Raw genomic sequence first — 21,169 nt, forward strand, 5'->3', positions numbered from 1 at the left:
CTGAGGCGTAAAACAGACTATGCGTCTCAGCTTTCCGGCCATCTTTTAGCTTCTTCATCCAGACCGTTTTGAAAAATATCAGAGTCCTGCTGAAAAAGATCCTTTGGAGATTCAGTTTCAGCAAATGGATCGGGGGCCGTTTTCAAGTCCTCGTGCAGGCTTAAAAGATCGGCAGGTGAGTCAGGATCCTCTTTTTCATCTGGTGCAGGTTCTAGAAAGCGGAAAGCAAAATCAATCGGCTTTTCCTTGTCCATTTCATAAAAGTATACGATGTACTGGTTTTTCTCCCTGTCCACTGTCTGGACCTTTCCTTTGTTCCATACGGGATGCATCACCAGATCCCCTTCTTTGAAAGCGGTGTCTTCAGCTCTTGCCGAAGATGCTGACGTGGCCTGCGAAGCCTGGATTATTTCGGGTGAGAGCTTTCCTTTGCGCACATAAAATTCCTCCTTGATCTCAAAGAGGAACCTTGACGGGTATTTGTTCAGTCCGGTGGTGAAGTTGAAGCCTTCAGAGTCGGTCATGTAGAACCTTTTCTCGGCGCGCGTCACAGCGACATACATCAGCCTTCTCTCCTCCTCTATGGCGCGCTTTCTCCTTTCCTTTATCGATAGTGCGCTTGGCAGCACCCCTTCGGTGAAACCGCACAGGAACACATACGGAAACTCGAGGCCTTTGGAGATGTGGATGGTCATAAGGCGCACCTTGTCCTGGTTTTCGGCGTCTTTGTCCATATCAGTGTAAAGCGCTATTTCCTGAAGATATTCCACTATATCCACCGGTCCGTTGTTTTCCTTTTCCAAAAGCATCATCGAGCTGACAAGCTCCTTGATGTTCTCGAGCCTGTCCTCATCGCCGTCCTTGCGGTAGAGTTCCGAGAGCCCGCTTTTATCGAGTATGATCTTCACCAGGTCCGAGATCGAATTGCTTTGGGCATCTATTTTCAGATCTGCGACCAGAGCCAGAAAATCAAAAGCCCCTTTTTTATTGAGTTCCTTGTCCTCTATATTGTTCTGCAAAGCCTCAAGCAGCGAAAGGTTCTGTTCGTTTGCCAGCAGGCTCAGCCTTTCAAGGAACTTCTTTCCGAGTCCCCTTGTCGGGTGGTTGAACATGCGCAGGAACGAGAAGTTGTCCCCCTGTAGGATCAGCCGGAGGAAGGAAAGGACGTCTTTGATTTCCTTTCGCTCAAAGAATCTTACACCTCCGAAAATAGCGTAGGGAATGTTTTCCTTGATCAGCGCCTGTTCGATATTTCTTGAGAGGTGGTTGGAACGGTACAGGATGGTGATATCCGAATAGGCGGCGTTTTCCGTTTTTAGGATTTCCTTGATTTCGGAAGCCACCCAGAAGGTTTCCTCAAAATCATTCCTGCCGTGGAAGTGCACCACCTCGACGCCTTCAGGATTCTCGGTGACCATATCCTTGTCCACCCTTACGGTATTGTTTTTAATGATATGGTTGCCCACTTTAAGGATGTTGGGTGTCGAGCGGTAATTCTGGTTCATGATGATGGTCTTCGTGTCTGGGAACATCCTGTCGAATTCCACCAGATATTCGGGTTTTGCCCCGCGCCACTCGTAGATCGTCTGGTCGGGATCGCCTACCAGAAAAAGGTTCTGGTGCACACGCGAGAGCATTTCTACGAGGTGGAACTGGCTGTCGGAGCTGTCCTGCGCCTCATCCACCTGTATGTAGTGCAGCATTTCCTGCCACTTGGCAAGCACATCGGGATTGCTGTCCAGGATAAAAGCCGTAAAATGGATCAGATCGTCAAAGTCCAGCGCATAATTGCGCTTCTGCTTGTCGAGGTATTTCTGGTATACACGGCTGGAAAGCGAGTCTTTTTCATCAGCCTCGAAACTTTTGTTCTCAATCATATAGCCCAGATAGTCCGAAGTGCTCTTCTGTTTGGAAATGAAACGCTGCACCTGTTTGAAGGTCAGGTTTTTGGAATTGATGTCGAGTTCCGTGAACACCTCCCTTAGGATGGTTTTCTGGTCTTCGGCATCCAGTATGATAAAATTCTTGGGATAGTGGATTTTATTGATCTCCTCGCGAAGGAATCGCACGCAGAAGCCGTGATAGGTGGTGATGAAGCTCACATCGTACAGATCCCCGATCAGCGCCTTGACACGTTTTTTCATTTCCTGCGCCGCCTTGTTGGTGAAGGTCACACAGAGGATATTGGAGGAGTTGATGCCCAGCCTGTCCACAATGTAGGCAAAGCGGGAGGTAAGCGCCTTGGTTTTTCCCGACCCGGCGCCGGCAATGACACGCACGTAGCCTTCCGTGGTTTTTACGGCCTGAAGCTGGCTCGGATTAAGTTTTTCTAGAATCGGATCGTTCATTTTCAAGAAGGATATTTTTTGATCTCTATTTTGGTTTGTGCGGGCAGACAGATCAAATGGCCTGCGCCGCAAATTTAGGCAATTTATTGAAAAGCGCGGCAGGATGAGGTCCGATTTGGTTTTGGGGATCGTTGCAATGAATGCCATAAAAGACAGTCCGCTGTCCAAAATAAAAAATCCTGAAGCGAATCGGATAATTGTCTAATTATAAAATTCCCTTCAGGATTCGGTGCGGATTCGCCTTTCTCTTGGCATAATTTTGATTTTGTATAATTTGTAGATTACAATTGCTTCAAAATTTTAATTCCTGCCATGGTTCTAAATATGACGGCCATAAAAGACAATGTTTTCAGTCTGTCCTGTAATCTTCTAAAGGCTCTGTTCCCTCATGCCATGGGCCGTCTTTAAGACGCACCGTTTCCGAGGCACTTTCCCTCGAAGGTGCATTCTCATTAAGGTGTTCCACCACTTCCTCCACCGTTGTGCCGGCAGCCCTTACGGCATCTTTCAAAATCTCTTCAGGGACATTAAGCTTTTCCGCCCACTGCTGGATTTCTGCCTGCTGCGAGATATCGATATGCATATCATCCGTATGTCCTGTGCTGTTATTACTTTCCATGATTTTTAAATTTTAGGATTTATCCAAAGTTACCATCATGGAACAGAATGCTGTTATATTATAAAACGTGACTATTACAGGATTGCTATGATTATCAGTGTTTTGAAAATTTCTTCTTGTAGCAGCAGATGCATATTTTTTTGCTTTAACGGTATTGATGAAATTTCAGAATAAAAAAAGGGTTGGAGGAGCGGCTATGTGTACAAGTAAAAACATCATTGAAAATGCGGTAAACTCAAAATACGACACCACACTTGTTGCGGCAGTGAAAGCGGCAGGGTTGGTTGAAACGCTTCAGGGTAAAGGCCCTTTTACCGTTTTTGCTCCGACAAATGAAGCATTTGCCAAACTGCCTGCAGGCACAATTGATAATTTACTGAAACCTGAAAATATTAAAACTTTACAGATAATCTTGACTTATCATGTGGTGGCAGGCAAGATGAATGCTTCTGATATTGCCAAAACGATAAAGGCAGGCAAGGGAAAAGCATCTTTAAAAACTGTCAGCGGAGGAACGCTCACTGCTTGGATGGAAGGCAAAGACCTTTATATTACGGATGAAAACGGCAACAAGTCAAAAGTTACCATTTCTGACGTGAACCTGTCAAATGGAGTTATACACGTAGTGGATGCGGTGCTGCTTCCAAAAATGTAGTGCTGGATTTATATGGACAAAAAAGCCTGAGAAGTTATTTCACAGGCTTTTTTGCTTTTATCTCTATATTGATCTCTATAATCTTAATTGATTGCCGTAATTACAGCTCAATTATAGTCTAATTTTATATTTTAAAACCTAGTAAAACTCAAAAATGGAAATTGTATTGATAATTCTTGTAATTTTTCTTTTATTCCATCTTCCCAAATATTTTAGGAAAGGCAGGTAGATAGGTATGCAGTCCGTATTGGCTTTAATCTATTTTTTCTGCACGGGCAAAGCAGGAGCGGTAATGGTGATAGGCAGGCAGTTTCTAATCTTTGAATCTGCAGTTTTGTCTGGGTTTGCTTTGTGGCTTGTACAGGACAAATTAATTATGGATTTTGCTTGTCAGTTTATTTGTAAGAATTATATTTACATAGCAAATTTAAAAAATTCTGAAATGAAAAAAATTGGACAGATTTTGATAGTAATGACAGCTATTTTTGTTACATCATGCGGTAAGGACATTGAAGAATCAATTGTGGATTGCCTGGGCGAATCTGCATTTGTAACTTTAAAACATGCAGCAGATGCAGCGGACGCAAAGAAAATAAATTATACAATAGAATACAGCGGATCGGGAACTCTGAAATCTGTTAAATGGACATTCGGTGACGGAAAGACCGAAACGGTCAATGGACCGACGGTTTCCCATACTTATGCTTCGGCAGGTGCTTACAATGTTCAGGCAGATGCGACAGTTGCAATCAATAAATCAAATTGCACTTCAACCCATAAAAAAGGAGTTACTGTAGATTAAACTGCAATATTATATTTAAGCCTGGCCTGGAATTAACTTCCTCAGGCGAATAGCAGATAATAATCGCATACTGAGCCAATTTGCACTTAATATTATTTTGAAAGCTCTCCACGGTGTGCCTTCCGCTCGGGAGCCATCGAATTGGCGGAGCATTCGGGGCTGGAAAGCTAATTGGGCAATTGATGATTTTAGAGAGGATCTGTAAGAAATTAATATGTAAATATCTTGATAAGCAGAAATTATAAGATATTACCTGTATCAGCCCGCCAATATCTTTGCCGGAGCAGGCAGTCCCAGTTCTTTGGCAGCAGAGCGGATATCCCTGAAAAAGCCGATGCCTTCAGAACTTTTGGTGTAGCAGATAATGTCAAATTCATTTTTTGCAATCTCTTCTATACTTACAGCTGCAATTGAAGGTGATTTCAATTTGAATCTGTAAATGGGTTTCCCCATTATTCTGCTATTGTAATAACGGCAGAGCTGTTGTGCCTGTTTTTGAGTGTACATATATTTTGATTTCATGTTATTTGCTTCAAGATAAAAAAACTCTTATTTTAAAGATTCTTTATGGTACATTTCCTTCATGCTTTGGCTTAGCTAAAGGCCTTAAGGCCCGGTATGCAGCAAGAGGATGCTATTAGCAGCTGATAATTTCTTTCACGGATTTTGTAATGCTCTTTAAATTATTCTGTTTTTCTATATACCACACTGCTTTGTGTTTTTCTGCGGCATTTTTAACAGCTTCAGAAGAATGGCTGCAATAAAGAACAATTGGAACTTTCCTGAGTCCTTTAATGCTTCGCAGCAGTTCAACAAATTCTCCTTCCTGTATATGAGGCATATGGTAGTGCAGAAAAATCAAATCAGGAAAGGCATTTGTTTCACTGGGTTTTTTAAGCGCCTGCAGGGCATTGTCTTCAACGGTGCTTTTAATTCTGTCGTCTACAGCATTTATAGCGGCCATAACCCCCTGCGCCCCATTTGTATAATCAATCAGTAGAATGTTTTTATATCCCATAAAAGAAAAGCTAATTTAAAAGGCTGGCGGCAGGCTTCTTTTATTTAATTTTAGCAATAGATTATAGAATTCCCATTTTTATTGTGCAGGCCTAAGTCAGCAAGCCCGGCATATTTGAAATATTGATTCTCCTATCTGCGGGCCTGTCCATAAACATAATCTTCATTTTATACTTATCTGTATGGGGAGTATCCGGCATTATGTGCCGATCACTGTAAAGATATAACGCAGATCTGCCTTTTTACTGCATGATTTATCTCAAAGATTATATTCTGTAGAGCAGATTTTTTGTCTTTTACGCGATAGGCTTCCTTAGGGAGCAGGAATCCTGAGCAGGCAGTTTTTAGACAGCCTTGTGCACAGCGCCCTTAATTCTCAAAGGCCGGGATAATGTCAAAACAGTCTTTGATGCAGACAGCCCTGCAGATGAAAAGCAGGGCTGTTTTTTATAATAAAGCAGTTGAATTTTCGGGTCTTTTTTAGACGGCTGTTTCAGCTTCCGCTTGGGAAATTTCCTCTGTGGAGGCACCGTCCGTTTCGGTCTGCGGCGGGTGCTGTTCTGCAGCAACTTCTCCTGCTGGATTTTCTTCCAATTGATTTCCTTCTGCTGCGGCATTCTGCTGGGAAGTTTTCTTCATCAGGATATAAAAATCCCTCAAATGCCACCATGCCGGGCAGCGGTCCAAAGGGCCGTTGAAGTTTCTGATTCCGATATAGCAGCTCTTTAAAAACTGCTGCGTATCGGAGATATATGCCCACTGGGTCCATTTCACTTCTTTGGGCGGGGGGCTGCTTTCAAAATGGCGTTTGATGTCTTCGTAATTCATACTGCAAAATTAGGCAAAAAGGTACCAAAAGGCAAGGCAGAATGGGATGTTTGGATCTAGACAAGATTGGATCTCAGCCTTCTTTTTCCTTACTGTTTTGAAGGCCAGCGTGTTGTCCTTCGATGTTTTTTTTAGTCTTGCTTTTTATGCGTTCCATTGGTTCAATTCCTTCTGTTTGCAGTTAGGATTCTTTAAAGCAAGCCGCTTTGGGTGAAGAAGCCTATTTAGTTTAATCTCATCACAAAGTTCGGGCACAGGAGGACGGTTCGCTGCAAAAAATTCCCCCATAAATACAGGACATCCGTCCTGCTTTATTGCGTTGCTTTCTGCGCTCGCTTTCCTATGCCCGGTGCAGGTGCTGTTATTAATCTTAAATAGTAAAAGCCATGAAAGCACAACAAGACAGCAGCTGGAAAACCGTATCGGAAATAGACCTGATCTATAAAACCAGAATGAAGAGCTCCGACAGGCCGAAGATCACTTCCTCCAAATCCGCCTATGCAATCTTGATGGAATGCTGGGATTCCGACAAGATCGAATTCATCGAGCAGTTCAAGGTCCTGCTGCTCAACCAGGCCAACAAGGTGCTTGGCGTCTACCAGGCATCCTCGGGAGGCATAGCAGGCACCGTTGTGGATATCAGATTGCTGTTCGCTTCTGCTCTGAAAGCGAATGCAGTGGGGATCATCATCTCCCACAATCATCCCTCGGGAAAGACCAATCCTTCGGAGGCGGACAAAGCCATCACCAGAAAGATCAAGTCGGCAGGGGAGCTGCTGGACATCAAGCTGCTGGACCATCTGATCGTGACCGATGATACCTACTATTCCTTTGTGGATGAAGGCGCCTTGTAGGCGCCTTTTTCTGTTCCTGTAGTTTTAGATTGAATACTGATGCAGTGCCGGAAGTCTGTCATGACAAACTTATAATCCTGTAAAGGCAGGGGAAGATTCTGTAAGCCTTAAACTGATTTACTGCAGTAAATTTGTCTCTACACGGTAATGATGCTTTTTATAATCGTTCAGAAAAATAACAGGGGACCGGCGGGGTTCGTCTGGAGGTTCTGTCCAATGATTTAGTTAGTTACCGCATACCATTTCAGGCACCCGCCGGCTGCCGAAGGACTCCCTATTTTTAGGGAGTTTTTTCGTTTAGAGGAATAGGCGGCCTTTTGGTCTGATGCCTTTAAAAAAAAAGCCGTTAAGCTTCTTGTTAACGGCTCTTCTTTCTGCTTATTACTGTTTTTTTTCCGCACCGATTTGGGTCAGTTTTTCATTGAGTTCCGCAAGTCCGGCCCTGCCCAGGCAGTCGGCGGAAAGCTGTCTTAATTCACTGATGTTTTCCTCTGCAGTGCGTTTCAAAAGCACCGAAGGGCTGCTGTCGCTTTGCTGCAGTCCTCGCTCGATTACATGGTGCAGTAGCAGCACGTTTTTTCGTGAAATCTTCAGATCAATCCTCACTGGTTCGTTCATGCCCGGGATACTCATGATGGTATCAAAAACCTGGGCGGCATCATTTTCTGTCAGCATAATTCCTCATTTTTAAATTAATAATCAACTGGTTCAAAGATAGCAAGAAGCCCCGAAAACACCCCGTTCGAAATATGGACGGGATGGGATGGTATGGACAGTCTTTTCTAATTTCGTTTTCAATAGGAATAAAGGATGACTTTTTATGCTTCCCTATTTGGTGATGCTGAAAGACTGCCACGTTCCTGCAGTCGGCCAGATGTCCGTTTGTTTAACAAACGAATCTGGCTGCCTTCTGCTCGGAACTCGCGGCAGTGAAACTGAAAATACGATTGTTTGAAGAAATGAAAGGGAAACAGGATGGGAAAAGAAAATTTAAACAGGACTCGCATTGCGGCCGTTAGGTTTACCGCTGCTGAGTATGCAGGATTAGAGAAAAGGTTCAAGGCAACCACCTGCAGACAGATGAGCGAATACCTCAGAAGCTGCCTCTTGAACAGGCCGGTAACAATAAAGAACAGGGACGCTTCATTGGATGAATTCATGCTCGAATTCATCCGTCTTCGAAAGGAGCTTTCGGCCCTTGGAAACAACTTCAACCAGAGCGTGAAAAGGCTGCATACACTGGATCAGATTCCGGAATTCCGGCAGTGGATTTCAGCCACCGAATCGCAGCGGGAAAGGCTGCTGTCCCAGAATGAATCGATCTTGGAAATTGCATCGAAAATAGCACGGAAATGGTTGCAGTCATAAAGACGGGACATTCGGTGCAGAGCATCTTCCGATACAATGAAAACAAGGTCATGGAAGGTGCAGCCCAGTGCATCGGGGAAGGCAATTATCCGGCTGCCGTTAAGAACCTGACTTTGGATATTAAACTCAACAGGCTTCTGCATCAGAATGCCCTGAACGGGAACGTCAGACGCAACAGCGTGCACATCTCACTGAACTTCCATCCGTCGGAGAATTATTCCACCGAAAAGCTCATGAGGATAGCCGATGCCTATATGGAAAAGATCGGCTTCGGTGAGCAGCCCTATCTGGTCTACCGCCATCTCGACGCAGGTCATCCGCACATCCATCTGGTCTCGATAAAAGTGAGGGGGGACGGCTCTCGCATTGACATGCAGAATATCGGGAAAAACCAGTCCGAAAATGCCAGAAAAGAGATTGAGAAACAGTTCAATCTGGTCAGGGCTGAAGGGAGGAAATCGGAGGATATGCCGCTAATAAAGCCTGTTGCGGTGAGCAGGGTTTCGTACGGCAGGATGGAGTCCAAGAAAGCCATTTCGGGAGTGTTGCACTCGGTGCTTTTAGATTATAAATACACTTCCCTGGCGGAGCTCAATGCGGTGCTGCAGCTCTACAATATCAGGGCCGACAGAGGAAGCGAGGAGTCACGGATCTTCAAGGCGGGAGGATTGGTATACCGCATACTGGACAGGGACGGAAAAGTGGTAGGAGTTCCCATCAAGGCGAGCGATTTTTCGATGAGACCGACCCTTGCATTTTTGGAAAACAGATATGCTTTGAACAGTGGTGAAAAGGTATTTGAAAAGAAGCGGATCCGAAGCGCTGTTGACACTGTGTTCCTAAAGAAGAACATCGATATAGGAAGGTTGGTTTCAGGACTTGAAAAAGAAGGGATTGCTGCCGTTCTGCGCAAGAGTGATGCAGGACAGCTTTACGGAATCACCTATGTGGACCATGTCACCAGATGCGTGCTGAACGGAAGCGCTCTGGGAAAAAATTACAGCGCCAAAGGGATGCTGGAGAGGTGCGGGGAAGATGTCTCTATCAGAGAAAATGGATCAGCTGACAGGGCGCTTCAGAAGGATCATAATGAGCAAAAGGAACAGAGTCGGACGGCTTCCGAAAAGGTTTTTGAAAATTTTTCAAACGATGGTGCCACCAAGACACTGGAAGGGCTTTTCAAACCGGAATGGCAGTCTGATACTGTGCCTGCAGCATTGAAACGGAAACGCCGGAGAAGAAGGAAAAGGGGCGGTTCGGATCTGAATTGAAACATAATATCAATACTTAAATTCTACAGCCATGCAGACGGGAGAAAATGAACAGGCGCTGAGAAAAATAGTGGACATGACAAGGCTAATCAGCATCATCCTGCTGATCGGGCATTGCTACTATTACTGCTATGAAGTTTTTAAATTATGGAATATTGCCGGAGCTTTTGGAGATAAGATTCTCGAATCTGCCTATCGGACGGGACTGTTCCGGAATTTTTATATTTCCAAGCTTGCGGCGCTAGGATTTCTTTTGATTTCACTTTTGGGCGCCAGGGGAAAAAAGGATGAGAAACTGGTCTTTAAGACTGCTTTTTATAAGATGGTTTCAGGTCTGCTGCTGTATTTTTTAAGCGGGCTTTTGCTGCTTTTTTTTTCTTCTGCGGTGCTGTACATGCTGATAACTGCTTTGGGATTTCTGCTGGTGCTGTCGGGAGGCACATTGATGTCCAGACTGATCAGAAACAGGCTGGCTACGGGCGATGTCTTCAACAGCGAAAACGAGACTTTTCCGCAGGAGGAACGCCTGCTGGAAAACGAATACTCCATAAATCTTCCTGCGCAGTATTGTCTTAAGGACAGGCTCCGTTCCAGCTGGATCAACATCATCAATCCATTCCGAGGGCTGATGGTTCTGGGCACGCCCGGATCCGGGAAATCCTACTTTGTCATACGCCATGTCATCACCCAGCACATCGCCAAAGGCTTCAGCATGTTTGTCTATGATTTCAAGTACGATGACCTTTCCAGGATCGTCTACAACACCTTTGAAAAATACAAGCACGTGTACAAGGTGCTGCCTCAATGCTACTTCATCAATTTTGATAATATCATGCACCGATGCAACCCGTTGGACCCGCAGAGCATGGAGGATATTACCGATGCGTCGGAGTCTGCGCGAACCATTCTGATGGGGCTCAACCGTGAATGGATCAAGCGTCAGGGGGACTTTTTTGTGGAGTCGCCGATCAATTTCCTTTCGGCCGTGATCTGGTATCTCAGAAGGTACAACGGCGGGGAGTTCTGCACCCTGCCGCATGTCATCGAACTCATGCAGATAGATTACGACAGCCTCTTCACGATCCTTCGGACCGACAAGGAAATAGAGGTGCTCATCAACCCTTTTGTCAATGCCTATCTCAACGATGCGATGGACCAATTGGAGGGGCAGATCGCTTCGGCCAAGATCGCCATGGCAAGGCTGTCTTCGCCCCAGCTGTATTACGTACTTTCTGGAAATGATTTTACTTTGGATATCAATAATCCCCAGGAACCGAAGATAGTCTGTATGGGAAACAATCCGCAGAAGATACAGATCTATGGAGCGGTATTGTCGCTTTATGTGAATCGGCTGATCAAGCTCGTAAATAAGAAGGGCAAGCTCAAATCAAGCCTGATATTTGACGAGTTCCCGACCATCTATCTCAACAATATGGACAGCCTGATCGCTACGGCCAGAAGCAACAAGGTGAGTACCTGCCTTGGCGTGCAGGACTTCAGCCAGCTGCGCAAGGACTACGGGCGGGAGCAGGCGGATGTGATCCTGAATATCACGGGAAACATCATCTCGGGGCAGGTTACGGGAGACACGGCCAAACAGCTTTCGGAGCGTTTCGGCAAGATCATGCAGGACCGGGAGAGTTTGTCCATAAACAGTTCCGATACTTCGATCAGCCGTTCCAGACAGCTGGAATCAGCCGTGCCGCCGTCCAAGATTTCATCTTTGAGTTCTGGTGAATTCGTGGGGATGGTGGCGGACAATCCGAACTGCAAGATTGAATTGAAAACGTTTCATTCTTCGATTTTAAACGACCATGAAGCTTTAAGGAAGGAAGAGGAAGGCTATAAGGAAATACCACCTGTCCGAAAGCTTGATAACGGGATGATCCAGCAGAATTTTATGCAGATCAGGCGCGATGTGCAGGAGATCATCTACACCGAGATGGAAAGGCTTTTGAATGATCCCGCCCTGAAGCATCTGGTTGTGAGGAAAAAGAAGAGGTGAGCTTTATACTATAGATAAAAAAAATAGCCATTTGTTGGATGTAACTATTTGTCTATTTGCGTACATAAAATAAAAGTTTAATTTTACTTTTTATTTTTTACTTCCCAATTGTACTATTAAAATAATCCTTCCTAAATATTTTGATAAGGTACAGGTTAAGAATAGCATCTACTTTAAATCATTTTCACTTACATAACTCATAATCTCATGTATCAATTTGTAAAATATATTCTGTTGGTTTTGACAGCATCATTAAGTCTGTTTTCTTGCAGACAAAAGCAAGGGGACAAAATTAAAGTTGGTTTCTCGCAGGCGATGTCTACAGACGATTGGCGCAAACAAATGAACAGTTCGATAAAAATTGAAGCTTCGTTGCAACCAGAAGTCGATCTGACAATTAAAGATGCCAATAATAATGTCGAAAAACAAATCGAAGACATTGAGCGTTTTATTTCTAATAAGGTTGATGTAATTATCGTATCGCCAATTCAATCCCAGCCTTTAACGGCAGTTGTAGAAAAATCGATAAAAGCAGGAATTCCCGTTCTTGTAGTAGATCGGAAGATCGAAGGTGAAAGTTATACGGCTTATCTTGGCGCAGATAATATAGAAATTGGCCGAATTGCCGCTCGTTACATCGTTTCGCATAGCAAAGGTTCTGGCACAATTATAGAAATTACGGGCGCCAGGGGATCATCTCCAGCTTATGAAAGAACACTTGGTTTTAGTCAGATTATAAATGAAAATAAGCATTTTAAAATTGTAAACACTATTCAGGGTGACTGGGAAAAAGAATCGGTCAAAGCGTCTTTGAAGAAAATTCTTCTGCAGAATCCAAATGTTGAATATATTTTTGCTCATAACGACAGAATGGCCTTGAGTGCATGGGAAACAGCTAAAACTTTGGGACTTGAAAAGAAAATCAAATTTATTGGAGTTGATGCCTTGAATACGGTGAATGGCGGAATTGAATTGGTTAAAAGCGGTGTTCTTGACGGTACAATTTTGTATCCAACCGGAGGAAATGAGGCTTTGAAACTTGCTTTGAGAATGTACAATAAGGAATCAATTGCCAGAAACAATATTTTGAATACTATTGTAATTGATAAAAACAATGCCGAAATTATCGAAAACCAAATGGACAAAGTTGATCAGCAGCAATTGGTAATCGAATCACAACAAGGCGCGATTAAAGTGCAGGAAAGGGAATATGCCTCACAGAATAATTTAGTTCGATTGCTTAGTTTCTTTCTTGTAATTATCTTGACTTTGACCATCTACAGTATTTATTCGACGATTTCGATTTCAAAAAAGAAAAAGCAATTGGAGAGAATCAATCAAACCGTAATTGATCAGAACAATGAAATTCAGGAAATGGCGCAGATCGCGGCAAAAAGTAATGAAGTAAAATTAAATTTTTTTACGGGATTATCACATGAATTCAAAACGCCGATTACTTTAATAATGAGTTATGTGGAATCTTTAATCGAAAATGACAAAATCAAAGGTACCACATTGATTGATGAAGTGAAACTCATTCATAAAAACTCTAACCGATTATTAAGGTTGATCAATCAGTTACTTGATTTCAGAAAAATTGAAGAGCAAAAATTTACTTTAAGAGCTTCTAATACCAAAATTTATGATTTTAGCAATGAAGTCATGGCTAATTTTAAAGGCGAAGCTGCCCGTAGGAATATTGATTTTCAATTAATCTGCAAAAACAAAAATCTGGAATTGTTTATTGACCGCGGTTTGATGGACAAAGTATATTTCAACTTACTTTCAAACGCTTTTAAGTTCACGCCGGACAACGGAAAAATAAGTATTTCAATTATCGAGAATCAGGATAATACAGTAAAAATTCATTTTAAAGATTCAGGAATCGGAATTCCCGATGATGAGCTTTCAAATGTTTTTAACCCTTTTTTCAGAGCTTCAAACAACAATAAAAACAGTTCTGGAATTGGTTTGCATTTGTCCAAAGAGTTTGTACTTCTGCATCAGGGGACTATCGAATTGAAATCGAAACAAGGAAGCGAATTTGTAATCACTTTATTGAAAGGAAGCAGTCATTTGGAGCCGGTTGAAATTATTCAGAAAGCCGAAAATCTAACGAGTATTCCGAGTCTAATTACGGATAATTTGAATATTGAGCCAGATTTGAAAGAAGCAAACACTATTTCTGATGCCGAAAAGCACTCGCTTTTAATCCTAGAAGACAATGTAGATCTGGTTAATTTCTTAAAAGCCAAACTTTCGAATGAATATGTAGTTTATGTTTCTGATGGAAGTGATGCAATCGAAAAAGCCTTAGAAATTATTCCAGATATTATCATCTGCGACATTAATTTAGTTGACAAGGATGGTTATGAAATTAGCAAAGAACTAAAGAAAGACTTGCGTTCTTCACATATTCCAATCATAATTTTGACAGCACAAAGCAATAAAGAATCGGTTTTAAAAGGATTGCAGAGTGGAGTAGACCAATATCTCACAAAACCCTTCAGTCTTTCGATTTTAAGACAATCCATTTCAAGTTTGCTTTTCAACAGGGAAAAGCTCCGTTATTATTATACGAACAACATTTACCGCGTTGAACCAGAATCTAAATTCGGAAATCAGGAACAGACTTTTATTACCAAAATGAACGAAATCATCAAGAAGAATGTAGAGAATCCAAAATTCTCTGTTGAAGATTTAGCCGATAAATTAGGTGTTTCAAGAGTTCAGTTGTACAGAAAAGTAAAAGCTATCATAGGAATTAACATCAGCGATCATATAAATAACGTCAAATTAGAGAAAGCGGCAGAGCTTTTAAAGTCAAATGAAATGAATATTTCAGAGATTGCATACTCGCTTGGGTTCTCTTCTCCAAACTATTTTTCTACAGCTTTTAAGAATAAATTTGGAATTTCTCCTAAAGAATATAAAACGTCTAGTTAATTTTTATTTGAAATTGTTTCTTTTGAGGTATCAATTTTGAAGTTTATGTAACAAAATCGAAACTACAAGGTTTTCGTAAAAGTTTTTTAATAAGCGTAAAGTATTGTAAATAAAGGTTTTGAGTTTAAAGTGTCAATCTTTCAATATTTAAAGAAATAAATTGTAACATCATTAAAAATAAGTTGTTTTTTTTGCAGATATCTTAGCTACAAGTTTTTAATACATGTACAATGAATAAGATATTGATTTGGTCTGTTACTGCTGCACTGGCAGGTTTTCTTTTCGGTTTTGATACCGTAGTAATTTCTGGAGCTGATAAACAATTACAGCTTCTTTGGCATTCATCTGATGCCTTTCATGGTTCAGTTGTAATGGCAATGGCTTTATGGGGAACTGTCGTTGGTGCAATCTTCGGAGGAATCCCAACAAATAAATTAGGACGTAAAAAAACCTTGTTCTGGATTGGTGTTTTATATTTTGCTTCGGCAATTGGTGCTGCTTTTGCCAGTAATCCATTTGTATTTGCTGCTTTTAGATTTATTGGAGGTTTAGGAGTTGGCGCCTCTACAATTGCTGCTCCGGCCTATGTTTCAGAAATTGCTCCTGCCGATAAAAGAGGACGATTGGTAGCTTTGTATCAGTTTAATATTGTATTAGGTATTTTGATTGCTTTCATATCCAATTATTTTCTAAAAGATATTGGCGAAAATGCCTGGAGATGGATGGTTGGCGTTCAGGCAATTCCTTCTCTGATTTATATACTTTTTATATTGACCATCCCGGAAAGTCCAAGATGGCTTTTGTCTAAAAACCGCGATGAGGAAGCACGCAAGGTTTTATATACAATTGATCGGTCTGCAAATATTTCAGATTTAATTGATGATTCCCGAGAAAGCAGCTTTACCAAACACGAAAATATCTTCATGAAGAAATATCGTTTTCCATTGATTCTGGCTTTCTTAATCGCTTTTTTCAATCAGTTTTCAGGAATTAATGCATTTCTATATTATGCACCAAGAATTTTTGAAGAAGCAGGTTTAGGACAAAATACAGCCTTATTAAGCAGTATCGGAATTGGAGTTACAAATCTTATTTTCACCTTGATCGGTGTGGCATTAATCGATAAATTAGGAAGAAAGTTGTTAATGTACATCGGTTCGATTGGATATATTATTTCACTCGGACTAGTATCGGCTTCTTTTTATTACAATTGGGGAGGTTTGTCAGTTCCAATTTTCTTATTCCTTTTTATTGCTTCGCATGCAATTGGTCAGGGTGCGGTAATTTGGGTTTTTATTTCAGAAATTTTCCCAAATCATATTCGCGCATCGGGACAAGCCTTTGGAAGTTCTGTACATTGGGTTTTGGCCGCAATTATTCCGTCTTTAATTCCGATGTTATTTTCAGAAATCGGACCAGAAATTGTATTCCTTATTTTTACGCTGATGATGGTATTGCAGTTATTATTTGTAATTTTTCTGATGCCGGAAACAAAAGGAATCTCTTTAGAAGTATTAAGTGAAACACTAACTAAAAAAAATAACCACAAAAATGAAATCAAAGAAACATCTGCCGTTAGCTCTTTATAGTGCTGCCGTACTGTCAATAGTAGGTTTTAAACCATCTTCTGCAACTGCACAAACTGCTGCCGTAACTGTATCAAGCACAGCGGAAGAACAAATGTATCGACCAAATTTTCATTTTACGCCAAAAAAAGGCTGGATGAATGATCCTAACGGAATGTTTTTCGCCAATGGCTGTTATCATTTGTTTTACCAGCATTATCCTGACGGAAACACATGGGGACCAATGCATTGGGGACATACTATTAGTAAAGATTTAATTAAATGGGAAGAATTGCCAATTGCGATTTACCCTGATAAAGACAAATACATATTTTCCGGAAGTGCTGTTGTCGATACGCACAATACATCTGGTTTAGGAACAGGAAAAAATGCGCCAATTATTGCAGTTTACACTTTGCATGATATGACGAAGGAAAAGGAAGGCAAAATTGATGTCGAACGGCAAGATATTGCTTTTTCGAATGATAACGGTTTTACATGGCAGAAATTTGAGGAAGGAAATCCTGTCGTGAAAAATCCTGGAATTCGAGATTTCCGTGACCCAAAAGTTTCTTGGGATGAAACGCACAAACAATGGATCATGGTTTTAGCTGCGCAGGACAGAGCACAATTCTATAAATCGTCTAATCTGAAAAATTGGGAGTTTGTATCTGAATTCGGAAAAAACATCGGTGCCCATGGCGGTGTTTGGGAATGCCCTGATTTCTTTGAAATAAAAGTGGAAGGAACAAAAGAAACCAAATGGGTTTTAATCGTAAATCTTAATCCGGGTGGTCCAAACGGAGGTTCTGGAGTTCAGTATTTTGTTGGAGATTTTGACGGAAAAACTTTTACAATGGATAAAAGTTTTGCTCAAAGAGTTAATAATGAGAAAGCAGTTTGGGCAGATTATGGAAAGGATAATTATGCAGGAGTTACCTGGAATAATGTTCCAAGTTCAGATGGAAGACGATTATTTATCGGATGGATGTCAAACTGGGAATATGCACAGCAGGTTCCAACAACGACTTGGAGAAGCAGCACAACGATTCCGCGTGAATTGCAATTGGTAAAAAAAGGAAACAATTACAATCTAGTAAGTAGACCAGTTAAGGAACTTGATAATTATGTTTCCGAAACAAGCAAAGCAAAAAGTTTAAAAGGAAAAGAAGCTTTAAATTTAATTGAAAACGGAGAAGCCGACTTGACAAAGGCAGTTATCAGTTTAGATTTAAAAAACCTAAAACAGGAAGATTACACTTTTACGCTTTCAAATTCTGATGGAGAATCTTTAAGTTTTGGACTAAACAACAAGGAAAATTATTTGTTTGTGGATCGCTCTAAAGCGGGTAACATTGATTTCTCAGATAAATTTGCCTCAACGGTAAGCAAAGCATTTTTGGAGGGAAGCCAAAAAAAAGCTGCGTTCAAAATCATTTTGGATAAAACCTCAATTGAAATCTTTTATAACAATGGTGAAAAAGTGATGACGGAGATCTTCTTTCTAAACAAACCATTTTCAGCGCTTTCTATTTCTTCAAAAGAGAAAATGGAGATAAGCAATTTTAAAGTTCAGGAATTAAATTTTTCTAAAAGTCATTAAAAAAGAATAGCAAAACACTTTTTCATTAGTGAAGAAATGATTGTTAAAGCTTGAAAAAACTTGAAAGATTATTTCTTTCCGACCTTTTATGCTTTATTCTGAAACAAATCGGTTGCTTGAAATTGGCAGCCGAAATACTAACTACGTAATTAACCAATTAAATATAACCAAAACCATTAATTTATGAAAAGTAAGATTATTTATTTTCTATTTTTCTTCTTTCCGATGCTGATCATGACGGCGCAGGAAAACGGGATAAAAGGAACGGTAATTTCCTCAGACGACGGAATGCCGCTTCCTGGCGCGACAGTGATTATTTCAGGAACAAACAACAGTACAACTACTGATTTTGATGGAAATTTTGCCTTTCAAAACATAGCTTCAGATGCTGCAATTGTGGTTTCATTTATTGGATTTGCTCCACAATCGATTTCGGTTAAAGGACAAAAAACAATCAATGTAACACTAAAAGTCGACAACAATCAATTGAATGAAGTTGTGGTAACCGGATATTCCAAACAAAAGAAAACCGATATTACCGGAGCAGTTGCAGTTGTGAATATGAAAGATGTTACGAAACAACCGGAACCTAACCCAATTAAAGCTTTGCAGGGAAGAATTGCCGGTGTCAAGGTTTCTTCTGATGGTTCGCCAAGCGGAGGAAATACAAAAGTGGTGATTCGTGGTGTCGGAACTTTAAACAACACAGATCCGCTTTACGTAATTGATGGAATGCCGACCAAATCAGGAATGCACGAATTGAATCCAAATGATATTGAAACCATTCAGGTGCTAAAAGATGCTTCGTCGGCTAGTATCTACGGTTCTCGAGCTTCAAACGGTGTAATCATCATTACAACCAAAAAAGGGAAAGAAGGTAAAATGAGAATCAATTTCAGTACGTATGCTTCTTTTTCAGATTATTCTAGAAAACTGGATGTATTGAATGCTAATCAGTTTGGTCAGGCGCTTTGGCAGGCAAATATTAACGACGGTTTGAATCCGAACAATAATAATTTACGCTATCAGTTTGATTGGTCGGTAAATAATAACAAACCGCAATTGAATAAAGTTCTAGTTCCGGAATATTTGGATAACGAACAAACTTTAAAAGCATCAAATACCGATTGGTATGATGCTATTTCTCAAACCGGAGTTGCCAATTCTTACGATTTGTCCGTTTCAAATGCTTCTGATAAAGGAAATTATGTTTTCTCTTTAGGATATTATGGAAACCAGGGTGTTGTAAAAACTACCGATTTTGAGAGAATCTCAGCAAGAATGAACAGTTCATACAAATACTTCGACGGAAAACTAGTGATTGGTGAAAATTTCAGTCTAAACCGTACAAATGAAGTTACAGATCCAGGTGTTTTGGATCCTGCATTGCGAGCTTTGCCAATTATTCCGGTGCATACCGTAGACGGAATGGGTTGGGGAGGACCGGTTGGCGGAATGAACGACAGACAAAATCCGGTTCGTCTTTTAGAATACAACAAAGACAATAAATACGATTATTTACGTCTTTTTGGTAATGCATACGCCGATTTGGAAATCATTAAAAACCTGCATATCAAAACGAGTTTCGGAATGGATTACGGTTTTTACAAAAAACGTACTTTACAAAGAAGCTACAAATCAGGCTACTTGCAAAACGATCAGACTTCTGTTACCATTGATCAGTCTGTAAGCGATAAATGGACTTGGACAAATACTGCAATCTACAGCTTGAATTTTGGAAAAAGCAATCTGAATTTGATGGCTGGAACCGAAATGTACAAAGACACCTACGATACCAATACATTGCGTAAGAATGATTTTTTGATCGAAACTCCAGATTATATGTATCCTGATGCTGGAACTGGAGAATCTTTTACAAGCGGAACTTCAACCGTATATTCTTTGCTTTCTTATTTCGGAAAAGCAGATTATGAGTTCGACAACCGTTATTTGGTTTCGACCACAATCCGTCGCGACGGTTCTTCTCGATTTGGAAAAAACAATCAGTTCGGTACATTTCCGGCAGTTTCTGCGGGATGGAGAATCAGCAACGAAAATTTCATTAAAAACAATGTTCCAGTCTTTTCGGATTTAAAATTAAGAGCAGGCTGGGGACAAACGGGTAATCAGGAAATCAGCAATACAGCGGTTTACTCACTTTATCTGGCAAGTTACGCCGGCGGAAGTCCGACTTGGGCAACTTCTTATGGAACAGCTTACGATATTGCAGGAAACGGAAACGGTCTGCTTCCTTCAGGTTTTATTGCAACACAATCAGGAAATGACGATTTGAAATGGGAAACTACTACGCAAACCAACATTGGTTTGGACTTTGGTTTGTTCAAACAAAAATTAAGTGGTTCTGTAGATTATTATATCAAGAAAACAGACGATATTTTGGTATTGCCACCTTATTTAGGAGTTATTGGAGAAGGAGGAAATCGTTGGGTAAACGGAGCTTCTATGGAAAACAGAGGTTGGGAATTTTCTTTGGGCTATCACGATGAAACTTCATTTGGACTGAAATATGACATCTCTGGAAATATTTCGGCAAATAGAAACAAGATTACCAAATTACCGGATGAAGTTAAAAACAATTACGGAGGTGATGGACTAAATGATAATATTTTAGGGCGTCCAATTAATTCAATGTACGGCTACGTTGCCGATGGACTGTTTACTAGTCAGGATCAGGTAGATAACTCGGCAATTCAGGAAGGAAAAGGCCTTGGAAGAATCCGTTACAAAGATTTAAACGGCGACGGAACAATTACGGACAAAGACCGCACGTGGATTGGAAACCCAAATCCGGGATTATTGTACGGAATCAATCTGAACTTATCGTATAAAAACTTTGATTTCACCACTTTTTGGGAAGGTGCGACAGATGTTGATGTAATCAATAATACAAAATATCAAACTGATTTTTGGAGTGTTGATGATGTAGGATCAAACAAAGGAACTCGTTTATTGAACGCTTGGTCTTTGGATAATCCAAATTCGACTATTCCGGCTTTGACAACGGTTGACAGAAATGCGGAGTCAAGATTTTCGACTTATTATGTAGAAAACGGCAGTTACCTTAAATTAAGAGTTTTGCAACTTGGATATAATTTGCCAAAAGAATTATTGAAAAAGCTAAGCATGGAAAGCTTCAGACTATACATCAGCGGTCAAAATTTATTGATTCTTGATGCAAAAAGCTTCACAGGCGTAGATCCTGAAAATGCAGGTTTCGGATATCCACAGCCAACAACTTTTACTGCTGGTCTTAATTTTACTTTATAA

16 protein-coding genes are annotated in these 21,169 nt (G+C 40.9%); 10 read left to right on the forward strand and 6 right to left on the reverse strand.

Features of this window, described 5'->3' with window-relative positions; genetic code table 11:
- Positions 1-26 precede the first annotated feature (26 nt).
- Both NQQ59_RS14760 and NQQ59_RS14765 read right to left on the reverse strand, forming a co-directional pair.
- Complete coding sequence (locus NQQ59_RS14760) at positions 27-2,348, reverse strand: ATP-dependent helicase (RefSeq protein ID WP_144219861.1); 2,322 nt, start codon at positions 2,346-2,348, stop codon at positions 27-29.
- Positions 2,349-2,697: 349 nt separating this feature from the next.
- The gene (locus NQQ59_RS14765; RefSeq protein WP_144219658.1) at positions 2,698-2,967 is read right to left on the reverse strand and encodes a DUF3606 domain-containing protein; all 270 of its coding nucleotides are present in this window, start codon (positions 2,965-2,967) and stop codon (positions 2,698-2,700) included.
- Positions 2,968-3,124: 157 nt separating this feature from the next.
- Between NQQ59_RS14765 and NQQ59_RS14770 the strand changes: the two genes are divergently transcribed.
- Together NQQ59_RS14770 and NQQ59_RS14775 are read left to right on the forward strand one after the other, a co-directional pair.
- Positions 3,125-3,622: a fasciclin domain-containing protein gene (locus tag NQQ59_RS14770; RefSeq protein WP_144219659.1), complete on the forward strand. Its 498-nt coding sequence runs from the start codon at positions 3,125-3,127 to the stop codon at positions 3,620-3,622.
- 442 nt (positions 3,623-4,064) lie between these two features.
- The gene (locus NQQ59_RS14775; RefSeq protein ID WP_144219660.1) at positions 4,065-4,424 is read left to right on the forward strand and encodes a PKD domain-containing protein; all 360 of its coding nucleotides are present in this window, start codon (positions 4,065-4,067) and stop codon (positions 4,422-4,424) included.
- A gap of 258 nt (positions 4,425-4,682) precedes the next feature.
- Here NQQ59_RS14775 and NQQ59_RS14780 read toward each other — a convergent pair whose 3' ends face one another.
- The 3 genes from NQQ59_RS14780 to NQQ59_RS14790 form a co-directional block, all read right to left on the reverse strand.
- Positions 4,683-4,946 carry a hypothetical protein gene (locus tag NQQ59_RS14780; RefSeq protein WP_144716306.1) on the reverse strand — a complete coding sequence of 88 codons (264 nt, stop codon included), beginning with the start codon at positions 4,944-4,946 and terminating at the stop codon, positions 4,683-4,685.
- Between the two features lie 115 nt (positions 4,947-5,061).
- On the reverse strand, positions 5,062-5,442 hold the full coding sequence (locus NQQ59_RS14785) for a response regulator (RefSeq protein ID WP_144219662.1): 381 nt from the start codon (positions 5,440-5,442) through the stop codon (positions 5,062-5,064).
- Positions 5,443-5,921: 479 nt separating this feature from the next.
- The gene (locus NQQ59_RS14790; RefSeq protein WP_144219663.1) at positions 5,922-6,269 is read right to left on the reverse strand and encodes a DUF6965 family protein; all 348 of its coding nucleotides are present in this window, start codon (positions 6,267-6,269) and stop codon (positions 5,922-5,924) included.
- Between the two features lie 386 nt (positions 6,270-6,655).
- Here NQQ59_RS14790 and NQQ59_RS14795 point away from each other — a divergent pair, with 386 nt between their 5' ends.
- Positions 6,656-7,123, forward strand: a complete 468-nt coding sequence (locus NQQ59_RS14795; RefSeq protein WP_144219664.1) for a JAB domain-containing protein — start codon at positions 6,656-6,658, stop codon at positions 7,121-7,123.
- Between the two features lie 381 nt (positions 7,124-7,504).
- Here NQQ59_RS14795 and NQQ59_RS14800 read toward each other — a convergent pair whose 3' ends face one another.
- Complete coding sequence (locus NQQ59_RS14800) at positions 7,505-7,798, reverse strand: hypothetical protein (protein WP_144219665.1); 294 nt, start codon at positions 7,796-7,798, stop codon at positions 7,505-7,507.
- Positions 7,799-8,098: 300 nt separating this feature from the next.
- Between NQQ59_RS14800 and NQQ59_RS14805 the strand changes: the two genes are divergently transcribed.
- The 7 genes from NQQ59_RS14805 (at position 8,099) to NQQ59_RS14835 (ending at position 21,169) form a co-directional block, all read left to right on the forward strand.
- Complete coding sequence (locus NQQ59_RS14805) at positions 8,099-8,491, forward strand: plasmid mobilization protein (protein ID WP_144219666.1); 393 nt, start codon at positions 8,099-8,101, stop codon at positions 8,489-8,491.
- On the forward strand, positions 8,476-9,762 hold the full coding sequence (locus tag NQQ59_RS14810; protein ID WP_144219667.1) for a relaxase/mobilization nuclease domain-containing protein: 1,287 nt from the start codon (positions 8,476-8,478) through the stop codon (positions 9,760-9,762). The genes NQQ59_RS14805 and NQQ59_RS14810 overlap by 16 nt, the downstream gene beginning before the upstream one ends.
- Before the next feature lie 31 nt (positions 9,763-9,793).
- Complete coding sequence (mobC, locus tag NQQ59_RS14815) at positions 9,794-11,767, forward strand: conjugal transfer protein MobC (protein WP_144219668.1); 1,974 nt, start codon at positions 9,794-9,796, stop codon at positions 11,765-11,767.
- A 207-nt stretch (positions 11,768-11,974) separates the two neighbouring features.
- Positions 11,975-14,713: a substrate-binding domain-containing protein gene (locus NQQ59_RS14820; protein WP_144219669.1), complete on the forward strand. Its 2,739-nt coding sequence runs from the start codon at positions 11,975-11,977 to the stop codon at positions 14,711-14,713.
- Positions 14,714-14,943: 230 nt separating this feature from the next.
- Complete coding sequence (locus NQQ59_RS14825; RefSeq protein ID WP_144219670.1) at positions 14,944-16,302, forward strand: sugar porter family MFS transporter; 1,359 nt, start codon at positions 14,944-14,946, stop codon at positions 16,300-16,302.
- Entirely contained in the window at positions 16,265-17,881 is a 1,617-nt protein-coding gene (locus NQQ59_RS14830; RefSeq protein ID WP_144219671.1) for a glycoside hydrolase family 32 protein, read from the forward strand. The genes NQQ59_RS14825 and NQQ59_RS14830 overlap by 38 nt, the downstream gene beginning before the upstream one ends.
- A 183-nt stretch (positions 17,882-18,064) precedes the next feature.
- Positions 18,065-21,169, forward strand: a complete 3,105-nt coding sequence (locus NQQ59_RS14835; protein WP_144219672.1) for a SusC/RagA family TonB-linked outer membrane protein — start codon at positions 18,065-18,067, stop codon at positions 21,167-21,169.

Source organism: Flavobacterium panacis (genome assembly GCF_024649945.1).
In the GTDB taxonomy this organism is placed as follows: domain Bacteria; phylum Bacteroidota; class Bacteroidia; order Flavobacteriales; family Flavobacteriaceae; genus Flavobacterium; species Flavobacterium panacis.

What these genes read in the sequence shown, in the direction of transcription:
- NQQ59_RS14760 (WP_144219861.1), bottom strand. Translation starts at nt 2,348, where the DNA reads ATGAACGATCCGATTCTAGAAAAACTTAATCCGAGCCAGCTTCAGGCC.
- NQQ59_RS14765 (WP_144219658.1), bottom strand. Translation starts at nt 2,967, where the DNA reads ATGGAAAGTAATAACAGCACAGGACATACGGATGATATGCATATCGAT.
- NQQ59_RS14770 (WP_144219659.1), top strand. Translation starts at nt 3,125, where the DNA reads ATGAAATTTCAGAATAAAAAAAGGGTTGGAGGAGCGGCTATGTGTACA.
- NQQ59_RS14775 (WP_144219660.1), top strand. Translation starts at nt 4,065, where the DNA reads ATGAAAAAAATTGGACAGATTTTGATAGTAATGACAGCTATTTTTGTT.
- NQQ59_RS14780 (WP_144716306.1), bottom strand. Translation starts at nt 4,946, where the DNA reads ATGAAATCAAAATATATGTACACTCAAAAACAGGCACAACAGCTCTGC.
- NQQ59_RS14785 (WP_144219662.1), bottom strand. Translation starts at nt 5,442, where the DNA reads ATGGGATATAAAAACATTCTACTGATTGATTATACAAATGGGGCGCAG.
- NQQ59_RS14790 (WP_144219663.1), bottom strand. Translation starts at nt 6,269, where the DNA reads ATGAATTACGAAGACATCAAACGCCATTTTGAAAGCAGCCCCCCGCCC.
- NQQ59_RS14795 (WP_144219664.1), top strand. Translation starts at nt 6,656, where the DNA reads ATGAAAGCACAACAAGACAGCAGCTGGAAAACCGTATCGGAAATAGAC.
- NQQ59_RS14800 (WP_144219665.1), bottom strand. Translation starts at nt 7,798, where the DNA reads ATGCTGACAGAAAATGATGCCGCCCAGGTTTTTGATACCATCATGAGT.
- NQQ59_RS14805 (WP_144219666.1), top strand. Translation starts at nt 8,099, where the DNA reads ATGGGAAAAGAAAATTTAAACAGGACTCGCATTGCGGCCGTTAGGTTT.
- NQQ59_RS14810 (WP_144219667.1), top strand. Translation starts at nt 8,476, where the DNA reads ATGGTTGCAGTCATAAAGACGGGACATTCGGTGCAGAGCATCTTCCGA.
- mobC (WP_144219668.1), top strand. Translation starts at nt 9,794, where the DNA reads ATGCAGACGGGAGAAAATGAACAGGCGCTGAGAAAAATAGTGGACATG.
- NQQ59_RS14820 (WP_144219669.1), top strand. Translation starts at nt 11,975, where the DNA reads ATGTATCAATTTGTAAAATATATTCTGTTGGTTTTGACAGCATCATTA.
- NQQ59_RS14825 (WP_144219670.1), top strand. Translation starts at nt 14,944, where the DNA reads ATGAATAAGATATTGATTTGGTCTGTTACTGCTGCACTGGCAGGTTTT.
- NQQ59_RS14830 (WP_144219671.1), top strand. Translation starts at nt 16,265, where the DNA reads ATGAAATCAAAGAAACATCTGCCGTTAGCTCTTTATAGTGCTGCCGTA.
- NQQ59_RS14835 (WP_144219672.1), top strand. Translation starts at nt 18,065, where the DNA reads ATGAAAAGTAAGATTATTTATTTTCTATTTTTCTTCTTTCCGATGCTG.